Origin of the sequence: Streptomyces chartreusis (assembly GCF_008704715.1) — a bacterium.
In the GTDB taxonomy this organism is placed as follows: domain Bacteria; phylum Actinomycetota; class Actinomycetes; order Streptomycetales; family Streptomycetaceae; genus Streptomyces; species Streptomyces chartreusis.
In genome coordinates, this window is record NZ_CP023689.1 from 6,754,202 (window position 1) to 6,774,886 (window position 20,685).

Below are 20,685 nucleotides of genomic sequence, written 5' to 3' on the forward strand. Positions count from 1 at the left end.
GGGCGCGGGCACCCCTGACCGGGGGTCAGCCTCCGGTGGCGAAGCCGGGGAAGAGCGTCATGCCGCCGTCGACGTAGAGGGTGCTGCCCACGACGTAGTCGAGCAGGTCGGACGCCATCGCGACCGCGGCGTTGGCGATGTCCTCCGGGTCGCCCACCCGCTTGTACGGGATCAGCCGCAGCAGGTCGGCCTCGGCCTCCGGAGTGGACCAGGCGTCGTAGTTGATCGGGGTGCGGATGGCGCCGGGCGCGATCGCGTTGACCCTGATCCGCTGCGGGGCCAGCTCCTGGGCGAGGGTCTGCATCAGCATGCCCACCCCGCCCTTGGAGGAGGCGTAGTTCACATGCCCCGACCAGGGGATGACCTGGTGGACGGAGCTCATGCAGATGATCTTCCCGGCCGAGCGGGACACCTCCTCGACCACGCCCCGGCGCATGAACTCCTTGGCGGCCTCGCGGGCGCACAGGAACTGGCCGGTCAGATTGACGTCGATGACCTTCTGCCAGTGGGCGAGCGTCATGTCGGTCAGGGGCGCGTCCCGCTGGAGGCCCGCGTTGGCCACCATGATGTCGATGGTGCCGAAGTCCTCGACCATCTGCGCGACCATGGCCACGACCTGGTCCTCGTCGGACACATCGGCCTGGTGGGCGTAGGCGCGGACCCCGTGTGCCTTGATCTGCTCCACGACCTTCTCGGCCTCGTCCGCGCCGGCGACGTAGTTCACCACGACGTCCGCCCCGGCCCGGCCGAGCGCGACCGCGGTGGCCAGGCCGATGCCCGAGTTGGCGCCGGTCACCAGCGCCTTCTGGCCCCTGAGCAACTGGGCGTTCGGCGGCGGCGCCTTGTCGTCGGCCGTTCCTGCCATCGCGATCTCTCCTTCGGCGTTTCGGACGGCACGCGTCGCCGGTGGCGGGCGACACGGTGGGGGAAGGCCGGGAGTGGATCGGCCGCCGGTACGCACGAGGACGGAAGCAGCCCGGTGCCGGAACCGTCGCGCGCCCGGTGCCCCGACCCAAGCACCACGTGCCGTGCTTGGGCCGCACCGGCACGCTGTGCGGCCGCTTCGGGCCGGTGCATGTCACACGGCCGGGCTACGGTCCTTACGGCGACTGCGGCTCGCAGACGATCTCGTCACGCGGCTTGTAGTGCGTGCGGAACGGCTCGCGCCGCACCACCTGGCCGTCCTGGACGAAGACCCGCTGCACGGCCACGTCGAAGCCCTCCAACGGAGTCTGCGGGACGCACCGTTCGGCCGTGCTCACCTTCCGCTCGGGCTGCTTCACATGGGTGCGCGGGCTCTTGATCGCGCCGATGTCGTCGTACTTGCGGGTGCCCAGGAAGGAGATCGTCACCGAGGAGTCGGTGGACTGGGCCTGGATGTAGATGGCGTGGCCCGAGTCGTTGTTGAACCTCAGGTCCAGGCTGCCCCAGGCCACCGTCGCCTCACGGCCCTCCGGGTAGCGCTCGATGTAGAACGAGTGGGCGCCGTGCTCCAGGGGTTTGACGCCGGCGAAGAACATCGCGTTGAACATGGTCGTCGCCACCGCCGACACACCGCCGCCGGGCGCCCTGGTGAACTCGTCGTTGAGGATCATCACGCCCTCGACGAAGCCATTGGCCTCGGTGCGCTCGCCGACGGTCCGGTTGAAGCTCCAGTCCTTGCCCGGCATGACGACGGAGCCGTTGATCAGTTCCACCGCACGGCCGATGTTCCGTGAGCGGTACGGCGCCGGTTCGAAGTTGACGGTGAAGGAGGACATCTGCTCGCGCAGACCGAGCCGCTCGACGTTCGCGCGGGTCACCTGCGGCTCGGCCACGAGCGTGGCGATCTCGCCGCTGCGGGCGGCGCCCCGCCGGGTGAGCAGTGGCATCACGGCCTTGCCCAGCGCCTTGTCGGTGACGACATGTCCGGCCCGGCCGTCCTCGGCCACCCCGACCCGGTTGCCGACGAGGCGCAGCTCGGCGTTGTGCGCCCGGGCGGGCAGCGTGGACAGGGGGTGGGCCACGGCGGGGTCGGCGCGCAGGCCCGCGGCGTCCAGCTTCGGCGTGAGGTGCCCGGCGTCGTCCGCGCGCATCCTCAGGTGCTCGCCCAGGACGGGCCGGTCGATGGTGAAGCGCCGGTCGGCCGCGGTGAGGGTGACGGGCGCCGACATGGCGGGCTCCGCGAACTCGCGCACCGCCCGGCGCATCTCCCGCTCGGTGACCTTGGGCTTCGTCTCATGGGTGGGCAGGGCGGTGACGGCCTTGGCGTCGCCGTCCAGGAAGGCGGTGCTCAGGGTGCCGACGGCGGCGTTCGTGTCGAGGGCGTGGCCGCTGTGCGGGGTGACCGGCCGCACCTGGCCGTTCTCGAAGCCGACGGCGCCCTCGCGGACCTTCTGGTCGAGCGCCTTCGCCATCTTCTTCAGGGTGCCATGGGCCTTGTCCTCGTCGACGTGCACGGCCGGCTCGACCGGGCCGCCCGAGCTGAAGAGGCCGCCGATCACGCTGAACGGGTCGGCGCTCTCGGTGCGGCCCGCGCGGTCCACGGTCCTCTCGTAGTCGAAGGTGATGCCCACCTTCGAAGGATCGACCGTGGTCCTGCGGTCACCGATCGTCACGGTCAGTTCGCGGGCGCCGGCCGGTCCGAGCCGGTCCTCCAGCTTCCTGACGGCCTCCGCACGGCTCAGGCCCCCGATGTCCACGCCGCGCACCGTCGTGCCGCCCTCTATGTCGCCGCCCGAGAGCAGCAGCCCGGCGAGATACAGGCCGCCGATGCCGACGGTGAGGGCACCGCCGGCCAGGGCCAGGGGCGGAAGCGAGCTGATACGGCGAGCCGAGACGGTTCGCGGGACGGAGGGGGCGCGGAGGCGCATGAGTCTCCAGGGCGGGCGATCGACGAGGACGGCGCGTGGATGACGCGACGCTGTGCGCGAGGCAAACACATCCAGCTAGCCATAATCGGGCGAAAACGCCTATGTCGTGGACCACGTTTGTCCCGGATCACGCCTTGTGTCCCGCCCGAAAGCGCCGCCCCGGAGCCCCGGCCGGCGTCTCACGCCCCCGACGCCACCTCCGCCTTCTCGTCCCGCTCGTCCGGTGCGCCGTCCTTCCCGTCCGTGGCCGCGCCGTCCGTCCCGTCCGCCCCGGACGCCTCCAGCGCCTTGTTGCGGCGCACCGAGGCGAGGAAGGACGCGGCGATCAGGACCACGCCGATCAGGCCCGTGATGATCTCGCTGATCTGGTGCTGGATGGTGATCAGCAGGATCGCCGCGAGGGCGCCGATGGCGTAGTGGGCGCCGTGCTCCAGGTAGACGTAGTCGTCGAGGGTGCCCTGCCGGACCAGGTAGACCGTGAGCGAACGGACGTACATCGCGCCGATGCCGAGGCCGAGCGCCATCCAGAAGATGTGGTTGGTGATGGCGAAGGCGCCGATCACGCCGTCGAAGGAGAACGACGCGTCCAGGACCTCCAGGTAGAGGAAGAGGAAGAACGCGGCCTTGCCGGCCAGCGCGACCGCAGAGACCGGCCGGCCCTCGGCCCGGGCCTTCTCCTCCTCCTCGTGCTCGTGTTCCTCCTCCTCTTCGAGCCGGTCCTCGAAGAACCCGGAGAGACCGCCGACCACGAGATACGTGATCAGACCGGCGACCCCTGACAGCAGCACGGTGGCGGTCTTGTCCGCGTGGCCGGTGCTGACGTGGGCGTGGCCGGCGAAGGTCAGCGCCGTCGCGAGCAGGGCGATCAGGGCCAGGCAGACCGCCAGCATGTCGATCTTGCCGAGCCTCGCGAGCGGGCGCTCCAGCCAGGCCAGCCACTTGATCTCGCGGTCCTCCAGGATGAACTCCAGGAAGATCATCAGCAGGAACATGCCGCCGAAGGCCGCGATCGCCGGGTGCGCGTCGGTGACCAGGTCCTGGTAGCGGCCGGGGTCGTCCAGGGCGAGCCGGACCGCCTCGACGGGCCCGACCTTGGCGCTGATGGCGACGATCACGACCGGGAACACCAGCCGCATGCCGAACACCGCGATGAGGATGCCGAGGGTGAGGAAGATGCGCTGCCAGAAGGCATTCATCTTCTTCAGCACCCCGGCGTTGACGACCGCGTTGTCGAAGGACAGCGATATCTCCAGGACCGACAGGATCAGCACGATCCCGAAGGCCTCCCAGCCCCACTGCCACGCGGCGAAGGCGAGGCCGAGCGCCGTGACGGCGAACGACCAGCCGAAGGTCCGCAGCACCATGTCAGCCCTCCGCCTTCACGGCCAGGACCGGGCAGCCCACGCCCAGCAGGATCTGCTGGGCCGCCGAACCCATGATCAGCTTGCCGACCGCGCTGCGCCGCCGCAGCCCGATCACCACCAGGGAGGCGTCCTTGGTCTCCGCGAGGTCGATGATCTCCTCGGCGGCGTCACGGGCGCCGAGGACCTGGCGGATGTCGAAGTCGATGCCGAGCGCCGCGAGGTCCTCGCGGACATGGCTCAGATCGGGTTCCTGCGCGAAGCGGGGATCCACCAGGGAGTCGCCCCGCGTGGTGTTCACGACCAGGAGTTTCTCCTTGCGCCGGCGGGCCTCGTCGATCGCCGCGCGCAGGGCCGCCTCCCCCTCCGGTGAGGGGACGTAGCCGACCAGGATGGTCATCTCGTTTTCTCCAGATGCTCAGGCGGCGCTACGCGCGCGCAGAGGACGTACGACGAACCTGCGGATCAGCGGCCACACCAGGACCAGGACGATCACCGTGTAGACCGTGTACGACACCGGTCCGCCCAGCAGCCCCGACATCTCGCCGCCGGACAGCTGGAGGGAGCGCCGGCCCTGGAGCTCCGCGCGCGGGCCGAGGATCACGCCGACGATCAGCGGCAGGACCGGCAGCCCGAAGCGTCGCATGGCGAAGCCCAGCAGGCCCAGGGTGAGGAGGATGAACAGATCGAGCGGCTGCGCGTTGACGGCGTAGGCGCCCATCGTGGCGAAGAAGAGGATGCCCGCGTACAGGTAGGGGCGCGGGATCTGGAGCAGCTTCGCCCACACCGGGGCCAGCGGCAGGTTCAGCAGCAACAGCAGCAGGTTGCCGACGAAGAGGCTCGCGATCAGGACCCAGACCAGGCTCGCCTCGCGCTCGAAGAGCAGGGGGCCGGGCTGGATGCCATACGACTGGAAGGCGGCCAGCATGACCGCCGCCGTGGCGTTGGTCGGCAGGCCGATCGCCAGCATCGGGACCAGGGTGCCCGCCGCGGAGGCGTTGTTCGCGGCCTCCGGGCCGGCCACACCCTCGATGGCCCCTTTGCCGAACTCCTCGGGGTGCTTGGTCAGCCGCTTCTCGGTGGCGTACGACAGGAACGTCGGGATCTCCGCGCCACCGGCCGGCAGCGCGCCGAACGGGAAGCCGAACGCCGTCCCCCGCAGCCAGGGCTTCCAGGACCGCTTCCAGTCCTGGCGGCCCATCCACGGGCGGCCGACGGGTATCACCTCGGCCGGGCGGCGGCGCAGATGCGCGGCCACCCACAGCGCCTCGCCGACCGCGAAGATGCCGACGGCGACCACGACGACGTCGATGCCGTCGGCGAGCTGCGGTATGCCGAGGGTCAGGCGCTGCTGGCCCGAGACCGTGTCGATGCCGACCAGGCCGATGGTCAGGCCGAGGAGCAGGGATATGAAGCCGCGGATGCGGGACGAGCCCAGGATCGACGTCACCGCGATGAACGACAGCAGCATCAGCGCGAAGTAGTCCGGCGCGCCCAGACTGACCGCGAAGTCCACGACGAACGGGGTGATCAGGACCAGCAGCAGGGTGCCGATGGTGCCCGCCACGAAGGAGCCGATCGCCGCCGTGGCCAGCGCCTGCGCGGCGCGGCCCGCCTTCGCCATCTTGTTGCCCTCGATGGCGGTGACCACGGACGAGGACTCGCCCGGGGTGTTCAGCAGGATCGACGTCGTCGAGCCGCCGTACATGCCGCCGTAGAAGATGCCGGCGAACATGATGAACGCCTGCACCGGCTCCATGCCGTAGGTGATGGGCAGCAACAGGGCCACCGTCATCGCCGGGCCGATGCCCGGCAGGACGCCCACCGCCGTGCCGATGATCACGCCGACCAGGGCGAGCAGCAGATTCAGCGGGTCCATGACGTCCGCGAAGCCCTGCATGAGGTTGTTCAGGTTGTCCATCGCGGCCTCACAGGATTCCTTGCAGCACGCCGGCGGGGAGGTTCACGCCGAGGCCGATCGCGAAGGCGTAGAAGGTCGTCAGGGAGAGCGTCGCGGCGATCAGCAGATTGCGTATGTAGTGCCGGTTGCCGAGCGCGAACGCCGTGCCCCAGAACAGCAGGCCGCCGCTGATCACCCAGCCGAGCCGCTCGATGAGCAGCGCGTTCGCCACGAACACCGCGACCAGCAGCGCCACCGTGCGCCAGTCGGCGCCGCCCGACAGGTCGACGTCCTCGCCGGCCTCCGGCTCGCCGTGGCCGCCCCGGGCCACGTCGACGGCGTACAGCACCGCGAGCACCACCAGCAGCGTGCCCAGGATCAGCGGGACCGCGCGCGGGCCGACCGGGTCGGTCCCGCTGGTGATGTGCGGGATGCCGACGGCGTCCACGACCACGGCGGTGCCCAGCAGGGCGAGGAACGCGCACATGCCGTACTGCGCGCGGTCCCCGCCCTCCCGGGGCGGAGGGGAGTCCTCCACGGTCCGTTCGTCCTTCACCTGGGAGCTCATGCCAGCCCGAGCTCGGCCAGCAGGTCGGCGACCGCCTTGTCCTGCTCGGTCAGGAAGGTGCCGAACTCGTCACCGGTGGCGAAGGCGTCGACCCAGCCGTTCTTCTCCAGCTGCGCCTGCCACTCCTTCGAGTCGTGCATCGTGGTCAGGGCGTCGATCCAGGTCTTCTCCTGCTCCTGCGTGATGCCCGGAGGGGCCACGATCCCGCGCCAGTTGGTGAAGACCAGGTCGATGCCGGAGTCCTTCAGCGTGGGGGCGTCCTTCAGCGCGTCGATCGGCTTCTCGCTGGTGACCGCGAGGACGCGGACCTGGCCGGCCTCGATCTGGTCGAGGAACTCGCTGTACCCGCTGGCGCCGAAGGCCAGCTTGTTGCCGAGGATGGCAGGCAGCAGCTCGCCGCCGCCGTCGTAGGAGACGAAGTTGACGTCCTTCGGCTTGATGCCGACGGCCTTCGCCAGCTGCATCGGCAGCAGGTGGTCGGGGCCGCCCGCCGTCGAGCCGCCGCCCACCGCGAACTTCTTGGGGTTCTTCTTCCAGGCGGTGACGAGGTCGTCCATCGTCTTGTACGGGGAGTCCTTCGGCACGACGATCGCGCCGGCCTCCTCGATCAGCTTGGCGATCGGCGTGGTGTCGGTCAGCGTCGCCTTGGACTTCGAGGTGTACGAGGCTCCCACGACACCGAGGCCCATCTGCATGGCCATCTTGCCGTTGCCCTTCTCGTTCACCAGGCGCTGCAGGCCCACGGTGCCGCTGGCGCCGGGCAGGTTGAAGACCTGCACGCCGGAGGCGACCTCGGTGTCCTGCATGACCTGGGTGACGGTGCGGGCGGTGAGGTCGTAACCGCTGCCCGGGGTGTTGGGGACCATCAGCCGAAGGCCGGTCACGGGCTTGCCGGACCCGCTTCCACCTCCGGACTCGTCCTTGTCGGCGGTGGCGCCGCAGGCGCTCACCGCGATCATCGACACGGCGGCAAGAGCTCCGACAAGTGCGGCTCGTCGACTTCTCATGGCTCATCTCTTTCGCTCGGCCCGTTCCGGCGCCATGATTGTGCGGTTCCTGAGACACCCCGTCTCGGTTGTGTGACCATTGAAGGTTGAGTTCATAGTGGTCATAACGTCCCGGCCACACAGGCGTCAGACGCTCGCAGGTGAGCTGCTGGTATGGCAGCTCGCCATTGTCGTGATCGTGCTCGCCGCCGTCGCGGCGGTGTCGCTGGCGCAGTCCAAGGCCACGTTCGACCGGGTCGAGGGGCGCCGGGTGACCGCCCTCGCCGAGGAGACGGCGGGCAACCCCCTGGTGCGCATGCAGCTCGTGCGGCCCGCCCCGGCCGAGATGCTCGCCCCGCTGCTCCAGTCCACGCTCACCAGGTCCGGTGTCACCTCCGCCCTCGTCGCCGACACCGACGGCGAGATCGTAGCGGCCACCGACCCGACCCTGGTCGGAACGCGGATGCCGGGTGACGGACCGCAGGTCACCGAGGCCGTCGGCTGGTCCGGGGAGCTGCCGGTGGGCGGCCTCACCCAGCTCGTGGCGCAGGCGCCGGTGCTCGGGGCGGAGAAGAAGAACGCCGGGGACCACCTCGGCACCGTGATGATCGGGCGGACCTCCCCGTCGGTGTGGCAGCGGCTCGTCGGCGCCTCGTCCTATCTGCTGGTCTACCTCGGCGTCGCCAGCGTCCTCGGGGTGGCCGGCTCCTGGCTGCTGGCCCGGCGCATCAAACGCCAGACCTTCGGCATGGAGCCGCGCGAGATCGCCGGGCTCGCCGAGCACCGGGAGGCGATGCTGTTCGGGATCGCCGAGGGCGTGGTCGCCCTCGACCCGCACCAGCGCCTCACGCTCGTCAACGCCGTCGGCCGCGGCCTGCTGGACCTGCCCGAGAACTGCGTCGGGATGAGCCTGGCCGACCTCGGGATCGAGGGGCGGCTCTACGACGTCCTGGCCGGGACCCCGCGCGAGGGCGAACCCGGCGATCCCGCGCGACGCGACGAGGTCGTCATCCGCCGGGGCCGCGTCCTGGTGATGAACCGCATGGACGTCACCAAGGACGGCCGCCTCCTCGGCTCGGTGACGACCCTGCGCGACCGCACCGAACTCGCACAGTTGGAAAGGGAGTTGGGCTCTTTTCGCAGCTCCGCCGAACTGCTGCGCGCCCAGGCCCACGAGTTCTCCAACCAGCTGCACACCATCTCCGGGCTCATCCAGATCAACGAGCACGACGAGGTCGTCCGCTACGTCCGTGCCCTGCGCAAGCACCGTGAGTCGCTCGACGTGAGCATCACCAGCCGGGTCGGTGACCGGGCCGTCGCCGCGCTGCTCATGGCGAAGTCGGCGCTGGCCGCGGAACGCAAGGTGCGGCTGAAGATCTCCGAGCGCACCTCCCTGGACCGGCTGGAGCCGACCGACTCCGCGGACGTGGCGACCGTGCTCGGCAACCTCGTGGACAATGCCGTCGACGCCGCCGCCGGCGGCGCCCGGCAGGGGGACGGCGACCCCGAGGCATGGGTGGAGGTGGAGCTGCGCCAGGACGCCTCCAGCGTGGAGATCGTCGTACGGGACTCGGGGCCCGGGGTGGCGCCCGAGCTCGCGCAGGAGGTGTTCCTGCACGGGTTCACCACCAAGGCCGCGCAGGGCGGCGACCGCGGCATCGGCCTGGCGCTGACCCGGCTGGTGTGCAAGCGCCGGGGCGGTGAGGTGTCGGTGGCCAACACCGAGGAGGGCGCCATGTTCACCGCCCGCATGTCCGTCGGCCGACCGGCCGACCGAGCGACGGAGGCAGTGCGATGATCGACGTCCTGATCGTGGAGGACGACTTCATGGTGGCGCGGATCCACCGTGGATTCGTCAACGACGTCGACGGGTTCCGGGTGATCGGCACCGCGAACTGCGGCGAGCAGGCGATCGCCGCGGTCGGCGAGCTGCAACCGGACCTGGTGCTGCTCGACCTCTACCTGCCCGACATGTTCGGCCTGGAGATCATCCCCCGGCTGCGCACCGCCGGGCACGACTGCGACGTCATGGTGATCAGCGCGGCACGCGAGTCCGAGGCGGTCCGCGGCGCCGTACGCCAGGGTGTCGTCGACTATCTGCTGAAGCCCTTCGACGCGGACGACCTGCGCACCCGCCTGGAGCAGTACGCGGCCCGGCGCAGCAACCTCTACGCGGCCGTCGTCAGCGGCCAGTCCGACGTCGACCGGGCACTGGCCCGGGGCGCCGCGCCCGCCGCCGCGCCGGCCGCCCTGCCCAAGGGCATGAGCGTGGAGACCGCCGAACTGATCGAACGCGAGCTACGGGCGGCCGACGGCAGCCTCTCCGCCGCCGAGTGCGCGGCCCGCTCCGGGGTGTCCCGGGTCAGCGCCCGGCGCTACCTGGAGCACTTCAGTGTCACGGGCCGGGCCGAGGTGTCCCTGCGGTACGGGCAGGCGGGACGGCCCGAGCGGCGCTACAGCTGGCTGGACGTCTAGGCGGCTCCCGAACCCCTCTAGGGCCGCTCCCACGCCGTACTGCCCTCCCGGTCGGCCGATCCGGCCATGTTCACGATGTCGTCGGACGCGACGTCGTGCAGCCGGACCGCCAGGTCCTCCAGGGCGCGGCTGGCGGCGAGTTCGTCGCCGATCTCGGGGATCGACCGGTCGACGGGGTTGCGGTGGGCCACACCCCGGCCGGTCACGGCCATCAGGTCCTCCGGCGTGTCCTGCGTGGTCAGCACGGCCTCGGCGCGGGTGTCGTCGCCGTCCTCGGTGATGCGGATCCGGACGGTCCATTGCTTGTCTTCCATCGAGATCACTTCCGTACGGGGGCGGTGGGGAGAGGTGTCGCGGGCCCCACTGACGAGCGTGCGCCTGTCGGCGGGCCGGGTCCAGCGCGGTCGACGGGCGGGTGGGACCGGCGGACGATGGAAGGAGAGCCGAAAGGAGGCCGGACATGACTGATCTCCTGGCACGGCCGGAGACCCGGAGCAGGTTCCAGCTCGGCAAGAACCGCAAGGAGAACCACCCTTGGGAGATACAGGTCGTCAAGCACCCGGAGCGCACCCAGTCCTCGCAGTTCCGCGCCGCGAAGGCGACCGCGAAGCTGATCCTCGCCGAGCTGGCGGCCGCGGACGCGGAGCTGCCGTACGGCCCGGGCCCCTGGGAGATGCACCACGGCGGCAGCCTCTGGGTGAAGACCGAGGAGGGCGGAGGCGGCTGGCGGATGTACCGGGCCCGGGTCGGCATCGAGTGGAGCGCGCAGTTCTGCGCCGACCCCGAGAAGGTCGACCGGCTCCGCCGGGAAGCCGCCGAGCTGATCGCCGCGTTCCCGCTGACCCTGCCCGCCCTGGACGAACTGGGCTACAAACGCGCCCGCAAGCTGCTCGACACCCCGATCGAGGACGCCGACGGCGTCGAGGCGTGGACCGACTCCCTGTTCAACTCGTGCGTGCCGCTCACCACCCCCGACCACTCCGGCGTCCTGCCCGAGGCGGCAGGCGAGCACCACTACCCCTGGCCGATCAAGGCCGCGGACTACTTCCGGTACGACGACTTCCAACTGTGGGTGACCCTCCCCGACGGCACCAACGCCGGCGTCACCCCCGTCGGCCGCCGCGGCTCCGGCGAAGGGGAACTGCGCATCGTGCACGCCCGGCACGGCAGCGCGGCCGGGGACGCCGTCGCGGAGGCGCAGCGGCGCCACATGATGGCCGTCGTACCGCCGGACAGCCCGATCGCGCTGGCCGCGTTCGAACAGCAGATCCCGCGCGGCGCCAAGACCGCCGCCGGGCCGCTGCACAACCGGCGGCGTGCCGCCACGGGCGGCGCACGCGGTGGTACCCCGAGGTGAGCCAGGGGCGCCGTCCTCCTCCGGAAGTAGCCCCGCCCCCATCCGCTCATGCCACGGAGGCATGACAAGTGCCTCCGTGGGCACGATGTGCCGAAAGGTTGCGGAGAGAAGGCTGGTCGCAACGGACCCGAGATACGAGGAGGGCGCCATGAACCGCCAGACCCATGTTCGTGTTCGTGTCACCCGCCGGCCCGCCGCTCCCCGCGACACCAGGGGCGAGATCGACCGGCGCACGCCGTCGGGACGGATCCTGCCGTACTGACACCGGGCTCGGACGCCCGCGACTCCGACGCCGTCCCGGAACTGCTCGCGCCCCGGATGACCCGCGACCTCGGCTCGCTCGACGGGCCGTGACCGCGAAGCCCTGTGGGCACGGCAGTTGGGGATCGACGCGTCCGCCGGGGTTCAGGAGGAGATCGGGTTCAGTTCCATCGGTTCCACCTTGCCCTCCAGCATGGTGCCCAGGCCCTGGACCGCGCAGATGTCGGGTCGCTCGGCGATGTGCACCGGCATGCGGGTGGCCTGGCGGAGCATCTGGTCGAAGCCGGGGAGCAGGGCGCTGCCGCCGACCATCATGATGCCGCGGTCGGCGAGGTCGGCCACCAGGTCGGGCGGGCAGTCGCGCAGCACCTTGCCGATGCTGTCGAGGACGGCGGTGAGCGGCGTCTGGATGGCGTCCCGTACGGCGGCGGTGTCGACCTGCACGGAACGGGCGAGGCCGGTGCAGACGTCGCGGCCGTGGATCTCGGTGGAGGCGGGGCCGTGCGGGGTGAGCCCGTTGCCGGACAGGGCGAGCTGGAGCGGCCGTACGTTCTGGCTGGGCAGCATCAGCTCGTGCTCGTGCCGCAGGTGCTGCACGATCGCGTGGTCCACGGCCTCGCCGCCGACCCGGATCCGCTCGGCGGTGACGATGTTGCCGAGGGAGAGCACGGCGACCTCGGTCGCGGCGGCCCCGCACACCATGATCATGCTGGCCTCGGGCTGCTCCACGGGCAGTCCGCAGCCCACGGCGGCGGCGATGAGGGTGTCGACGAGTTCCACGCGCCGCGCGCCGAGACCGACCAGGGTCTCGATCGCCGCGCGCTGGGCGAGCGGGTCGGCGTCGTGCGGCGTGCAGGCCGCCGCGCGCAGGAACGGCTTGCGGCGCAGGGCACGGCGCATCTTGTCGCCGAGCAGGTGCCGCAGCATGCGCTGCGCCATCTCGATGTCGACGACGGTGCCGCCGGAGACGGGCCGCATGACGCGGATGTAGTCCGGGGTCCGGCCGGTCATGCGCTCCGCGAACTCGCCGACCGCGATCAGGGCGCCGGTGCGGGTGTTGACGGCGGCGACGGACGGCTGGTCGACGACGAGCCCCGAGCCCTTCACATAGACACGGGTCCTGGCCGCCCCCAGATCGACGGCGAAGTGGCAGCGACGCAGCTGCTCCAGAGTGGCGGTCATGGGGGTCCTCCCGGAAAACGCAGACCATGGGTCCGCCGGGTGGGTGGCGGGCCTCGCTTTGGGTGACGGGTCGTGGGTGCGGGCCGCCGTGCGGCGAGCCTCCTTGACATCGATCGTGAGGGCGGACCGGGAGGGGGCGCCTTCTGGAGGGGGCCGGGTGGGGTGCCGCTGAATGGGGGGTTCTGGATCTGATGGGATGTCAGGCGGCGTGTCGCGGTCAGAGCGAGTGGGCGGCGTCGAGTAAAGGCGCGAGGCTGTCGACGATCAGGTCGCAGCCGGCCTTGCGCAGGCGTCGTTCGACCGCGGGGGAGCCGGCGTGGCCGATGACGGGGATGCCGCGGCGCCGGGCGGCCGTGACCTCGGCGGCCGTGGAGGTGATCAGCAGGAACGCGGCGGTGCGGCCGAAGCGGCTCTGCGCGAGGCGCAGGCGCTCCGGATCCGGCATCAGCGGCAGACTCCGGCCGAAGACCGCCGACACGGGAAGTTCCCGGGGTTCCAGGTAGCGGTGGACGACCCGCTCGCTGAAGTCGGTGACGACGGCCGGGCGGCGACCGGAGGCGTGCAGAGTACGGACGAGATCGCCGGCGCCCGGCGTCGCGCGGGCCCCGGTCACGGCCCGCAGTTCCAGTTCGTCGAGGCGGTCGCTCAGGAGCTGGGCGAGGGTGCCGTTGTCCGCGAAGGCCCGCAGTACCTCCAGGGGGTGTACGAGTTCCTCCTGGAGCGGGATGGGGGCACCGCCGGCACCCGTGAGGGGTCGGCCCGCCAGTGCGTCCTCGGGGTCACGGTGGTCGACGACCAGGGAGAGCAGGTCGAGGGCGGCGCTGCGGGCTGCCTTCGCGGAGAACGGACTGGTCAGCGGCCCCTCGAAGCCGAGCAGGACGATTTCGGCGGCGCGGAGGAGATCGGCGGGGGTGGCCGTGGGGGCCGTGTCGGACGGCTGCGGGGGCGCGGGGGCGGTCTGCTCCTGTGGCGTCTCACCCGCCAGCTGGACCGCGCACGTCACCGACAGCCCGGGCACCGGCCAGTTCTGCAGCCGGGCGCGCACGGCCTGCTGGGCCGCCCCGACCCGGCGCAAGGGGTAGCGGCGGGTGATCCGGCTGGCCTCCGTGGCGACGTGCCTGAGAAGGATGTCGGCGACGCCCGTGGCCCCGCCGCGCAGGAAGGCGACCGGGTCCTGCACGTGCCAGGACAGCTCGGCCGTGGCGACGAACGTGCCGCCGCCGGAGCCGGGGAGGGAGAGGACGGTGCCGGTGCGGTGCACCGTGAGGTCGACCTCGTAGTACGTCGTCAGCCGCGGCGGATTCCTGGAGAGGGGGTGGGCCGGGTGCAGGACGATCATCGGGCCGTCGCTCGGGGCGATCACCACGGCCGTGCGGCCCGGGTCCTGGGTGCCGAGCCTGCCCGCGTCGGGAGTGGTGAAGGGGCCCCGCACCAGGTCCTGGGTGCTCTCGTCGGCATGGCCGCGGCTCGGCAGATTCAGGGTGCTGTACCAGGCCAGGGGCGCACCGGGTCCGTGGTCCGTGCGCAGCGGTTCGAAGCGGGCCGGGCCGAGGGTGGCGGAGCCGTCCGCGAACTCCTCGTAGAGGGTGGGGGAGACGACGACCAGCACGTCCGCGTCGGCGGCGTCGAGGACGGCCTGCACCTCCTCCGGTACGACGGGCCTGGTCGACTCGGCGAACCAGGGCGCGTGCCAGAACGTCACGCGCAACCGCGGCGGCTCCTCGACCTCCGCGAGGGCCTCCGGCAGATTGCGCAGCAGCGCGACCAGTACGGGCAGTACATAGGCGTCCGGCTCGGTCAGCACGACGTAGCCGTTGTCGCGGGCCAGTACCTCGTACTGGTGCGAGGCCAGATCCCCGCGGGACAGCAGCTGGGTCACCGCGCGGCCCAGGGCGTCCCGGGTGTCGGGCCGCTCGTCCAGTCCGGCCGCCTCGAAGACGATCGTCGGCCGCTCGCGTCCGGGCGCCGCATGCAGCTCGACGTACAGCTCGTGCAGGGCGGGGTCGGTCGGGTCGCCGTGCCGGCGCTGGCGGACCTCGGCGTAGGACTCGTACGCCTCCATCGCCTCCGTGATCCGGCCCATCCCCTTCAGCGCCCGGATGTGCAGCCGGCGAAGGTCCTCGCGGTCCGGGTGATCCTGCACGAGGGCGGCCAGGTCGGCAGCGGCCTGCGCGAAGTCGCCGCATTCCAGGTCGAGTTCGGCCCGGGCGGCGCAGAGCGTGAGGCGCAGGGTGCGCAGCCGGGCACGGGTCGCCTTCGCGGCGGGGCCGGGGATGCCGTCCAGGGGATCGCCGTAGAAGAGGCTCAGGGCGTCCTGGACGAGGGAGCGTTGGGCGTCCGCGGGCAGGTCGTCGGTGCGCCGGGCGACGAGTTCCTCGCAGTGGTGGATGTCGAGGTAGTCGCCCGGCAGGTGCAGCGCGTACCCGTCGGCGAGTTCGGCGAGCGTGCCGGCGCCGAGGCAGTGCCGTACTTCCGTCGCCACCTCCTGCAGGCGGCGCGCGGCCTCCGCGGCCGACGGAGGCCGCTCCCAGAGGCCCTCGGCCAGCTGGGTGCGGGTGACCCGGCGGCCCTGCTTGAGCAGGAGGATGCACAGCAGGGCCTGAGCCTCCGGGGACGTGGTGAGGAAGCGGCCGGCCCGCCTGATGTTCAGGGGGCCGAGCAGGGTGATGCGCAGGCGGTCGGCCTCCACCCCGCCGAGCGACCAGTCGAAGGCGGCCGAGCGCGGCAGCCGCCGTACGGCGTCGACCGGATCCGTGCCCTGCGCCAGTTCCGCCTGCAACCGCTGGAATCGCAGGCTGTTCGGGCTGTCCGAGGCCAGGGCTCTGAGCATCGACCTGAACAGGAGGAAGTCCGACCTCTCGTCGTGTCCCTGTGAGTCCTCTCCCAGCGCGAACCTGCTGATCACCACTGTCCCGTCCGGGCGCAGCAGCAGTCCGTCCCAGCCTTCCTGCCCGCGCACCAGACCGTGCTCGTGCAGGGCCTCCAGCGCGGGCACGACGTCGGACACCAACTGGGCGTACACCCGGAAGGAGACTCCCGGCCCACTGCCGAGCAGCAGCTCGGCCAGGGTGATCCCGTCCTCGAACTCGGCGACCAGATAGGGCCGTTCGGCCTCGACGCCGTAGTCCAGCACGCGCACGACGTTCGGATGCCGCAGCTCCGCCAGTGCCCGTGCCTCCCGCAGGAACCGCTCCTGCGGGGCGGCTTGCGGCCCATAGCGGTGTACGACGACGGGTCGGTCGGTCCGCATGTCGACGGCCGCCCACATGCGCCGGCTCGGCCCCCGCCGGCCCAGCAACCGGTACCGCCCGCCGACCAGACCCTCCTCGGGCTCGCCGCCCAGTCGCTCCACCGTCTCGGCGCGGACCGTCGCGAACTCGGTCCCCTCCGCGCCCTGTGTCTCGACACGGAACTCACCCGGTGTGACGGCCGCCTGCTCGTCGATCAACTCGCCCACCCGCGCCAGGAACTCCCGCGTCCGTGTGCGAGCCGTCCGCGGCAGGGACCGCAGCAGCAACTCCCTCACCCCCGGCCGGAACTCGTACGACCCCGGCGGCCCCGGGACCGCTGTCAGCAGGCCGCTGAGGATGATCTCGGCCAGGTGCTGCGGGCGAGGGCTGCGGTCCAGGGCGCGTTGGACGAGACGCATCACCGGCAGGGAGGGATTGGCCAGCGCGAGATGGCCGGCGATACGGAAGGCCTCCGGGGAAGCGGTGGCCCGGAAGTGCAGGACCAGGTCCGGCGCGGGCAACGCGGTGACGGCCGGAGCCTGTTCGGCGGGCGGCTCCGGCGTCGGAGGCAGCCAGGCCAGGGCGCCGGGCGTGTGGCCGCCGCCCGGCGCGGCGATCAGGGCGGCCCAGTTGGCGAGCCAGGCGGGCGCGGGCTCCAGCACGGGAAGCGGGAGCGCGCCGTGGATCGACTCCCGCGCCGCATCCTCGTACGGCACGAAGGTCAGCGCGGCCGACGGTGCCGCCGCGGTCGGCGCCGTGAGCAGGCCGGGGACGGCGGGCAGGGCCGTGCTGTGCCAGAGGTGTTCGGGCAGTGGCTGTACGACGGCCACGGGCATGCGCGTCGCCCAGCGGCGCAGGGTGCGGTACCAGCGGTCGCCCGCCGGGCCGGGGCGCCACTGCGGGCCCATGCAGTCGCTGACGATCAGGGTGACCGTGCGGCCGTCGGCGAGCAGGGGGACGTGATGGGCGCGGCCGTCCGGGGTGGCCCGGTGCACGGTGACCGTGCGGAAGACGCCCGACTGGGCGAGCGTGGTGTGCAGTTCACGCACCAGGGGGCGCCACACGGGCATCGTGGGGCCCGTGTCGTACACCAGGTTCAGGCGCAGCCAGCGGTCCGGTGCCGGGCGCAGCACCGGGAACCACACGTCGGGACGTCCGCCGAGCCGGGCGATCCGGTCGGCCGTGGCGTCCTCGTCGAGGAGCCGGGCGCGAGGGGAGGGGACCTTGCGCTTGAGGGGGCGCAGGGCGCGCTGGAGCGCGAGGGGGTGGGCGAGCATCGGGGGCGCGGGTGCGAACAGCGGGGTGGTGCCGCGCGAGTGCGCCGCGCCGGGGTGCGAGGGCTCCGGGAGGTGGAGGGGGACGCGTCCGCCGGAGAGCGGGGCGGGAGTTGCGGGCGCCGCGGTGTCCGGCGGGGCGGGGTCTGCCGGTACGACGGTGGGCGCGTCCGGGGTGACGGTCGAGCCGACGACGAGTCCGGTGGCTGCGGCCGGGCCGTGACTGCCCTCTCTGCCTCCCCTCAACTGCTCTGCGAACCAGAGAAGTTCGGCCAATTCCCGGGATGTGGGCCCGCCGTCCGCAGACTGGTCGGAATCCGTGGCGGCGGCCAGTACGGCGGCCAGCCGGGCGACGCCGGACCCCTCACCCTCCGCGGAACGCACCGACGACGAAGCGGCCGGCCCCGGCGCCGAGCTCTGCTCCTGCCCTCGCCCCTCAGAAGCCATCGCCGTCGGCCGCCGTGCTCAGAAACGGCATCAGCCGCTCGGCCAGTTTCTCGCGGGAGTCGGCCTCCAGGCCGGCGACCCCGGTGAGGTAGATGGCGTTGAGGAGCTGGTCCGTGGCCAGTTCGCCGGTGCCGGCGCGGGTCAGGAACTCGGCGATCAGCCCCTGAGCCCGCGCGTCGGGTTCGCCGAGATGGGCACGGACGATGTCGGTGAGCTGGGTGCGGTCGGGGCGGCGCAGCCGCAGCCGCACGCAGCGGCGCAGGAAGGCGGGCGGGAACTCACGTTCACCGTTGCTGGTCAGGACGACGAAGGGGAAGGCGCGGCAGCGGACCCGGCCGCGGGCGACCGTCACCGGGGTGTCCGTGCCGTCGGCCAGGACCTGCGCGGTGCCGTCGCGGGAGTGGCGGGCCGCGCGGACCAGTTCCGGGATCTCGTACTGGCCCTCCTCCATGACGTTCAGCAGGTCGTTCGGCAGATCGAGGTCGCTCTTGTCGATCTCGTCGACGAGGAGGGCGCGCGGACGGTCGTAGGGGAGCAGGGCCGTGCCCAGGGGGCCGAGGCGCAGATGGTCCTCGACGCCGTCGGGAGCGTGGGCGTGGCCGTCGTCCTTGCGGGCCGCGTACAGGCGGGAGAGCGGGTCGTACTGGTAGAGACCGTCGGCGAGGGTGCTGCGACTGGTGATGTTCCAGCGCAGGACCGGGCCGAGACGCAGCTCGCGGGCCACCGCGTAGGCCAGTGACGACTTGCCGGTGCCGGGTGGCCCGGTGACCAGCAGCGGGCGGCGCAGACACAGCGCGGCGTTGACCAACTGGACGCTCTCCGGGGTCGGCACGTACGTCCTCGCCCGGTGCACCCGGTCCGGGGAGACCGCCGCCTCGTCGTCGGTGTCGCCGGGCGGCGACAGCGCGGGGCCGCCGTCGAACGCCCGCCACGGCGGCGGCGCGGGCAGCTCGGCGACGGCGTCGTGCGGCTCGTCGGTGCCGGTGTAGACGGACCAGTGCGGCATGGTGCTCCCAGGGGCGGCGGACGGGTCAGGCGACGGGCGACCGTCTGTGTACGGCCGTGGCGTGCGGGTCGGTGAAACGGCGGGGGTCGTCCCACAGGAGCTGGATGTCGCGCGCCCAGTGCTCCTCCTCCGCGTCGGCCAGCTGCCGCAGATTCAGCACCTGGCGCGGGAGCTGGGCGGGCGGCACATGGGAGACGAGGGTGTCGAGGGCGTCCAGGAACGCCGTGCCGGGGCAGTCAGAGGCGCCCGTGCAGTCCGCCCGGTCGGGATCGCAGCCCCGCCGGGACCACACGATCACCGGAGCCGGTGCGGTCAGCGACGTCTCGAAGTGCGGGCGGGTGCGGGCGGCGTCGGACGTCGCCCCGAAGCCGGCCAGGCACTCCTCGGACTGCACCAGCGCCAGCCGCAGCTTCCGCGGATCCTCGACACCCCCGCACGCGACGCGGTGCACACGGGCGCCGGCACGGGAGTCCAGGCGCTTCCAGGCACTGGTGAGGACATGCCGCGTGCTGGTTCTGCGCCGGGCGTGGTCGGTCACCACCACCGGGTGGACGCAGCCGAGCGGTGTGTCGTCGTCGGGCCCCTTCTCCCAGCGGTCGACGGGCCAGTCCAGCCAGTCGCGGGGCAGCGCGAAGGCGATCAACTCGTCCGCGCCGGGCGTCAGATGACAGAAGGCGTCCTCGATACGGTCCTGGATGCAGGTCCGCAGCAGGGACTTCGGAACCGTCTCCGCCGGCACCGGATGCCGGCGCCCCGCGCTGTACGCCGACACCTCCACCCGCACCAGGTCCTCACCGGCACCGCTGTGCCCCAGCTCGATGAGGATGGCGCCGGTCTCGGCCCGGGGCGGCGCGGTGAGCAGGGCGTCAAGACGGTCGGCGAACCGTGTCACGGTGTCCGGGTCGTCCACCTCGCACAGCACGAACCACGCCGCCGACCACAACGAGCCGAAGCCTTCGCGGGGCGGCAACGGGTCGTACGAGCCGGCCGCTGCCGAGTAGAGCCGCACGGGGTCACAGTCGAGACCGGCCCGCGCCGCTCGCTCGACGAGCGCACGCAGCCGGGTGCCGTCGGGGTGGCCCGGGACCGGGGTCGCGGGTTCGGAGTCGGGGACGAAGCGATGCTCCGGGTCCTGCTTCCGCATGCCGTGCGGCTGCGGCACGAGGGCGCTGAGCCCCGGCCAGTAGCGGGCGAGCACACGTGTGGGCATCATGCGTCCGGTGCGCACGCCGTGGGCGCCGGCCGCTGCCGTGACCATGCCGATGACCTGCCCGGTCTCGACCAGGGTGACCGCGGCACCGCTGAAGCCGACGGCCAGCGGCTGGCCGTGCCCGCTCCAGGTCTCCAGTTGGATCCACTCGCCGCTGAGCAGCAGCTCGGTCACGGTGCGGCACTCGGCGATCGTGCCGTCCTCGTCGTACCCGGCGGGGAAGCCGTAGGCCATGAGCCTGCGGTCGTCGTGCGCGACGTCGGCGGGGGCGAGTGGAGCCGGGACGATCTCCGGTTCACGGTCCAGCTCCAGCACGGCCAGATCGCCCAGCTCGGACGTCCGGCCGTCCCAGCCGCCGTGCGTCACGACCCGCGCGGCCACGGGAGCCTCGTCGGGACGCTGCGGGAAGGTCACCGTCACCGGTGCGACGTCACCGTCCTCGATCACGTGCGCGCAGGTCAGCACCTTGTCGCGGGCCACGAGGAATCCCGCGCCCGACACCCTGCCCCCGCACTCGATCCGGGCATGCCACTCCGCACCCCGCAGACCTGTCATGACGCCCCCGTCACCCGTTGT

General features: G+C 72.1%; 15 protein-coding genes. 3 read left to right on the forward strand and 12 right to left on the reverse strand.

Features of this window, described 5'->3' with window-relative positions:
• Positions 1–25: 25 nt before the first annotated feature.
• From CP983_RS29700 to CP983_RS29730, 7 genes are all read right to left on the reverse strand, one after another.
• A complete protein-coding gene (locus tag CP983_RS29700) occupies positions 26–865 on the reverse strand; it encodes an SDR family oxidoreductase (RefSeq protein WP_150502920.1) in 840 nt (279 codons plus the stop codon).
• A 235-nt stretch (positions 866–1,100) separates the two neighbouring features.
• Positions 1,101–2,852, reverse strand: coding sequence for a VanW family protein (locus CP983_RS29705; protein WP_150502922.1), 1,752 nt, complete (start codon positions 2,850–2,852; stop codon positions 1,101–1,103).
• A 179-nt stretch (positions 2,853–3,031) separates the two neighbouring features.
• Positions 3,032–4,216: a DUF475 domain-containing protein gene (locus CP983_RS29710; protein ID WP_150502924.1), complete on the reverse strand. Its 1,185-nt coding sequence runs from the start codon at positions 4,214–4,216 to the stop codon at positions 3,032–3,034.
• A 1-nt stretch (position 4,217) separates the two neighbouring features.
• Positions 4,218–4,613 carry a universal stress protein gene (locus tag CP983_RS29715; RefSeq protein ID WP_030946795.1) on the reverse strand — a complete coding sequence of 132 codons (396 nt, stop codon included), beginning with the start codon at positions 4,611–4,613 and terminating at the stop codon, positions 4,218–4,220.
• Positions 4,614–4,631: 18 nt separating this feature from the next.
• Positions 4,632–6,134 (reverse strand): tripartite tricarboxylate transporter permease, encoded by a 1,503-nt coding sequence (locus CP983_RS29720; RefSeq protein ID WP_107906717.1) that lies wholly within the window; start codon positions 6,132–6,134, stop codon positions 4,632–4,634.
• A 7-nt stretch (positions 6,135–6,141) separates the two neighbouring features.
• A complete protein-coding gene (locus tag CP983_RS29725; protein WP_150502926.1) occupies positions 6,142–6,681 on the reverse strand; it encodes a tripartite tricarboxylate transporter TctB family protein in 540 nt (179 codons plus the stop codon).
• Positions 6,678–7,688, reverse strand: a complete 1,011-nt coding sequence (locus CP983_RS29730; RefSeq protein ID WP_125529291.1) for a Bug family tripartite tricarboxylate transporter substrate binding protein — start codon at positions 7,686–7,688, stop codon at positions 6,678–6,680. Before CP983_RS29730 ends, CP983_RS29725 begins: the two co-directional genes overlap by 4 nt.
• A gap of 97 nt (positions 7,689–7,785) precedes the next feature.
• Here CP983_RS29730 and CP983_RS29735 point away from each other — a divergent pair, with 97 nt between their 5' ends.
• Together CP983_RS29735 and CP983_RS29740 are read left to right on the forward strand one after the other, a co-directional pair.
• Positions 7,786–9,465, forward strand: a complete 1,680-nt coding sequence (locus tag CP983_RS29735; protein ID WP_150502928.1) for a sensor histidine kinase — start codon at positions 7,786–7,788, stop codon at positions 9,463–9,465.
• On the forward strand, positions 9,462–10,142 hold the full coding sequence (locus CP983_RS29740; RefSeq protein ID WP_125529289.1) for a response regulator: 681 nt from the start codon (positions 9,462–9,464) through the stop codon (positions 10,140–10,142). Before CP983_RS29735 ends, CP983_RS29740 begins: the two co-directional genes overlap by 4 nt.
• Positions 10,143–10,159: 17 nt before the next feature.
• Here CP983_RS29740 and CP983_RS29745 read toward each other — a convergent pair whose 3' ends face one another.
• The gene (locus CP983_RS29745) at positions 10,160–10,456 is read right to left on the reverse strand and encodes a DUF1876 domain-containing protein (RefSeq protein ID WP_150502930.1); all 297 of its coding nucleotides are present in this window, start codon (positions 10,454–10,456) and stop codon (positions 10,160–10,162) included.
• Between the two features lie 146 nt (positions 10,457–10,602).
• Between CP983_RS29745 and CP983_RS29750 the strand changes: the two genes are divergently transcribed.
• Positions 10,603–11,499: a DUF6424 family protein gene (locus tag CP983_RS29750; RefSeq protein WP_150502932.1), complete on the forward strand. Its 897-nt coding sequence runs from the start codon at positions 10,603–10,605 to the stop codon at positions 11,497–11,499.
• Positions 11,500–11,904: 405 nt separating this feature from the next.
• On the opposite strand, the gene mreB is transcribed toward CP983_RS29750, so the two are convergent.
• The 4 genes from mreB to CP983_RS29770 form a co-directional block, all read right to left on the reverse strand.
• Positions 11,905–12,942 (reverse strand): rod shape-determining protein, encoded by a 1,038-nt coding sequence (gene mreB, locus CP983_RS29755; protein ID WP_107906724.1) that lies wholly within the window; start codon positions 12,940–12,942, stop codon positions 11,905–11,907.
• A 217-nt stretch (positions 12,943–13,159) separates the two neighbouring features.
• Entirely contained in the window at positions 13,160–17,893 is a 4,734-nt protein-coding gene (locus CP983_RS29760; RefSeq protein WP_150502934.1) for an SAV_2336 N-terminal domain-related protein, read from the reverse strand.
• Positions 17,883–18,899 carry an AAA family ATPase gene (locus CP983_RS29765; RefSeq protein ID WP_125529849.1) on the reverse strand — a complete coding sequence of 339 codons (1,017 nt, stop codon included), beginning with the start codon at positions 18,897–18,899 and terminating at the stop codon, positions 17,883–17,885. Before CP983_RS29765 ends, CP983_RS29760 begins: the two co-directional genes overlap by 11 nt.
• 25 nt (positions 18,900–18,924) lie before the next feature.
• Entirely contained in the window at positions 18,925–20,664 is a 1,740-nt protein-coding gene (locus tag CP983_RS29770) for a VMAP-C domain-containing protein (RefSeq protein ID WP_150502936.1), read from the reverse strand.
• Positions 20,665–20,685: the final 21 nt, after the last annotated feature.

Bases quoted from the DNA above. Each gene is read 5' to 3' on its own strand.
- CP983_RS29750 (WP_150502932.1), top strand. From the start codon at position 10,603: ATGACTGATCTCCTGGCACGGCCGGAGACCCGGAGCAGGTTCCAGCTC.
- CP983_RS29700 (WP_150502920.1), bottom strand. From the start codon at position 865: ATGGCAGGAACGGCCGACGACAAGGCGCCGCCGCCGAACGCCCAGTTG.
- CP983_RS29710 (WP_150502924.1), bottom strand. From the start codon at position 4,216: ATGGTGCTGCGGACCTTCGGCTGGTCGTTCGCCGTCACGGCGCTCGGC.
- CP983_RS29705 (WP_150502922.1), bottom strand. From the start codon at position 2,852: ATGCGCCTCCGCGCCCCCTCCGTCCCGCGAACCGTCTCGGCTCGCCGT.
- CP983_RS29730 (WP_125529291.1), bottom strand. From the start codon at position 7,688: ATGAGAAGTCGACGAGCCGCACTTGTCGGAGCTCTTGCCGCCGTGTCG.
- CP983_RS29720 (WP_107906717.1), bottom strand. From the start codon at position 6,134: ATGGACAACCTGAACAACCTCATGCAGGGCTTCGCGGACGTCATGGAC.
- CP983_RS29760 (WP_150502934.1), bottom strand. From the start codon at position 17,893: ATGGCTTCTGAGGGGCGAGGGCAGGAGCAGAGCTCGGCGCCGGGGCCG.
- CP983_RS29765 (WP_125529849.1), bottom strand. From the start codon at position 18,899: ATGCCGCACTGGTCCGTCTACACCGGCACCGACGAGCCGCACGACGCC.
- CP983_RS29745 (WP_150502930.1), bottom strand. From the start codon at position 10,456: ATGGAAGACAAGCAATGGACCGTCCGGATCCGCATCACCGAGGACGGC.
- mreB (WP_107906724.1), bottom strand. From the start codon at position 12,942: ATGACCGCCACTCTGGAGCAGCTGCGTCGCTGCCACTTCGCCGTCGAT.
- CP983_RS29725 (WP_150502926.1), bottom strand. From the start codon at position 6,681: ATGAGCTCCCAGGTGAAGGACGAACGGACCGTGGAGGACTCCCCTCCG.
- CP983_RS29715 (WP_030946795.1), bottom strand. From the start codon at position 4,613: ATGACCATCCTGGTCGGCTACGTCCCCTCACCGGAGGGGGAGGCGGCC.
- CP983_RS29770 (WP_150502936.1), bottom strand. From the start codon at position 20,664: ATGACAGGTCTGCGGGGTGCGGAGTGGCATGCCCGGATCGAGTGCGGG.
- CP983_RS29740 (WP_125529289.1), top strand. From the start codon at position 9,462: ATGATCGACGTCCTGATCGTGGAGGACGACTTCATGGTGGCGCGGATC.